The organism is Schlesneria sp. (assembly GCF_036405755.1).
Lineage (GTDB): Bacteria > Planctomycetota > Planctomycetia > Planctomycetales > Planctomycetaceae > Schlesneria > Schlesneria sphaerica.
In genome coordinates this window covers 1-2794 of record NZ_DASWWZ010000143.1, presented here as the reverse complement: position 1 = coordinate 2794, position 2794 = coordinate 1, and the positions used below count along the sequence as shown (strand labels likewise).

Here is a 2794-nt window from a genome sequence, read left to right as displayed (position 1 = left end):
AATAAAGTCTTGCAGCTCCTCGTCCCAGATCTCCTGATCGTGCTTCGAAAAGTCGGTCGGTTTGACTGCCATCGTCAGAGGCTCTCCGGATCACGTGCACCTTGTTTCCGACACTGTTTTGACTGCTAACCGCCTGTTTCTGACTGCTGAAGCCCGTTCATGCGGCTCCGTATTGACGCCCCGTCGCTGCGATGCACCAACGAAGAAATATACCTTTTATTCGCCGATTTCAGGATGAGAACACGTTCTTCGCCGCGAATCAGCGCGGTGACGGCACCACCTCTGAGTTGACAAATTGAACAAATTGAAATTGACTCGCCCTGCTTGAACCGTCCCGGCACCAGATCGACCGATCAGTATATATACTATTTATTCAAGATTGCCAACGTGTGCTGACTCATCAGGAATCGGTCGCGTGAAAACTCACCGCAGGGATCCGCGTCAGTTTCGATAGAAGTCGATCCACGAAAGGTTGATCGATTTGTCGCTTCCCGCAAGTAGCCTCCGGGGAACAGCAATCTCGAAGTAGCCGTCTTTAAGAGGAATAACTTTTGTCGGCTGACCGTCTCGCCCCACCCCGCGGACTTCGATCCAGTTAGGGTTCTGGGGATCGAGCGGCTTCGACTCATCCTCACCCTGCCACACCCGGACAGAACCATCCTGGCTTGAGACAGCTCCGGTGAGCTTTACCTGGCCCACGGCTAATTGAAACCGTTCCAGTCCGCTCAAATGCAGACGGAACATTACGACGTCCGGCCACTTGTCATCGAGTCGGCTGAGGTTCACCTGACCAATCCCGTTGGGACTGCGAATTGAGAACACGACTTTGCCCGCATCGGACGTGACCTCTACGCGATCCTGTTCGCGTTTCGTCACAATCTTGTAGCGGGACGCAGGTTCTTCAGCGAATGACGCACCCCACACGAGTGGACTGACCAGCATCAGGAACAACGTTTGGCGAATTTGCATGCTCTTCTCTCGGCGGCACGTTCTGTCAAAACGGTCGTCGGCCGGTTCATTGCCGCAACAGTACCTGACGAGTGCGCAGCCACGCCCACCGCTTATCGACCTCGCTGTCGCTGGCTTCTGACAAGTCGCCAACCAACAGGACTTCGTACCAGTCTCACACAATCATTTTGTCCGTCAAGTAAGTACGCTCAGCGGTCGTTGTCCGATAAAGTCTCCTCTCGCAGTGGCGGCCGTGGCCCCCATTCAGGATCGAAGGAGACGGACAGAATGAAGCAATCCCTGACAGAAATGACAGAATCCGAAATTCGCGGGCTGTCCGTGCCGGTACAAGCACTTTGGCACGCCGCGAAAGGAGCTTGGGACCGGGCGCACGAACTGGTTCAGGACGACGGGTCTTCAAATGCAGCCTGGGTCCACGCCTACCTGCACCGCGTGGAAGGAGACCTCGGCAATGCCCGGTACTGGTACCGCCGGGCGGGAAAGCCAGCCGTTACGGAAATGTCACTGGACGACGAACTTCAGAGCCTGATCACCGCTCTCACAGGCCAGTAGCTTCGCCATCGTCACAAAGCCTATTCCAACAGCCGCCCAGCTACCTGAGTGTTGAAGCGCGAGGAGCGGTTCCTATACTTGTGATGGTCTTCGGAACATCTTCAGGCACTTGCCTGTTCTCTTTTTCGTTGTGGTGCTCATGCCCGCTGCCGACATCGTGATTCGTGGTGCCCGCGAGCACAATCTGCAAAACGTCAGTCTTACACTCCCCCGCAACAAACTGGTCGTCATGACGGGGGTGAGCGGTTCGGGAAAAAGTTCACTGGCATTCGATACGCTTTATGCCGAAGGACAACGCCGGTACGTCGAATCACTCTCGTCGTATGCCCGCCAGTTCCTCGGACAGATGCCCAAGCCGGACGTCGATTCCATCACCGGCCTGGCCCCCTCTATCTCAATCCAGCAAAAAGCCAGTGGTCGCAACCCACGCAGCACCGTCGGTACGATCACCGAAATCTACGATTATTTACGCGTCCTTTACGCACGCGTCGGAACCCCCAGTTGCTATCAGTGCGGCCGGGCAATTACCGCTCAGACGCGGGACCACATCCTTGATAGTGTCCTGCGCCTCGAGGAAGGAACGAAATACCAGGTTCTGGCCCCCCTGGTGCAACGACAGAAAGGGGAATTCAAGGACCTGTTCGTCGATCTGCTCAAGCGAGGATTTCTGCGCGCACGTGTCGATGGCAAACTTGTCCAGTTGACCGACGACCTGCAGCTCGACAAGCAGATGAAACATACGATCGACGTTGTGATCGATCGACTGATCGCCGGAAAGACGCCTCGAGCCCGTGTCGCAGAGGCCATTGAAACGGCACTCAATCTGGCCGAGCGGAAACTGATTATCTCGCGCGAACCCGACATGGGCCTGCGCGAAGGCCCCGGCAGCTCCATCAGTGAAGCCACTTCCACCGATTCCGTCATCACGAAAAGCGGCTCCGCCAGCCGCAAGAAAGGACGGAGCGAGGCGACTGAAGAGGAACCGCCGGAAGATCCCCCTTCCCCGTTCGACCAGCTCTATTCCTGTGACTACGCCTGTACTCACTGTGGAATCAGCTACCAGCAGCCATCCCCTCAGTTGTTCAGCTTTAACAGTCCTCAGGGGATGTGCGCCGATTGCCAGGGGCTGGGAGTCCGCTTTGACTTCGCGATCGACCAACTGATCCCGGACGATTCTCTTTCGATCCAGAAAGGGGCCATCGTTGTCCTCGGCAAACTCAGTTCCGTCGGGAAGTGGCGCAGACATATTCTGAAAGGTGTGGGGCGCGCAATT

Annotated in this window: 2 protein-coding genes and 1 pseudogene; 2 read left to right on the top strand and 1 reads right to left on the bottom strand. The window is 56.3% G+C overall.

Features of this window, described 5'->3' with window-relative positions; genetic code table 11:
- Positions 1 to 441: 441 nt before the first annotated feature.
- Positions 442 to 969 (bottom strand): hypothetical protein, encoded by a 528-nt coding sequence (locus tag VGE80_RS04925; RefSeq protein ID WP_397570279.1) that lies wholly within the window; start codon positions 967 to 969, stop codon positions 442 to 444.
- A gap of 267 nt (positions 970 to 1236) precedes the next feature.
- Between VGE80_RS04925 and VGE80_RS04920 the strand changes: the two genes are divergently transcribed.
- A complete protein-coding gene (locus VGE80_RS04920; RefSeq protein ID WP_373651746.1) occupies positions 1237 to 1521 on the top strand; it encodes a hypothetical protein in 285 nt (94 codons plus the stop codon).
- A gap of 139 nt (positions 1522 to 1660) precedes the next feature.
- Positions 1661 to 2794: pseudogene (locus tag VGE80_RS04915) on the top strand (excinuclease ABC subunit UvrA); the annotation flags it as partial.